This is a genomic window from Streptomyces beijiangensis (assembly GCF_017315755.1).
Taxonomy (GTDB): domain Bacteria; phylum Actinomycetota; class Actinomycetes; order Streptomycetales; family Streptomycetaceae; genus Streptomyces; species Streptomyces beijiangensis.
Genome location: NZ_JAFLRJ010000860.1, coordinates 1 through 266, shown reverse-complemented (window position 1 = coordinate 266; position 266 = coordinate 1). Strand labels below are relative to the sequence as shown.

General features: G+C 71.4%; 1 protein-coding gene. It reads right to left on the bottom strand.

Annotated elements, in window-relative coordinates; translation table 11 throughout:
* A partial coding sequence (locus tag J0695_RS39530; protein ID WP_206969678.1) for a glycosyl hydrolase family 65 domain-containing protein occupies positions 1-224 on the bottom strand: 224 nt, incomplete at its 3' end.
* Between the last annotated feature and the right edge of the window lie 42 nt (positions 225-266).

Genomic DNA, 266 nt, shown 5'->3' with positions numbered 1-266 from the left:
CGCGCCAGGTCGTCCGTCGGCGTCAGATCCGGGCGCCGCGTCTCGGTGGTGATCGTGTCCCCGGCCCGCATCTCATGCTTTCCGTCCGGCAGTTGTACGGACATGGGCGGACCGGAGCGGAGCGTGATGTGAGTCGTGCGCGCACCGATCCGCACCGCCAGGTCCCGCCCCTGCCAGGAGAGATGGTCCAGCCGTACGCCCTGTGACAGGCCCGGGGTCAGCATCGGGTCCAGGCGCTGGGACCCGGACTCCCTGCGCCTGGACCC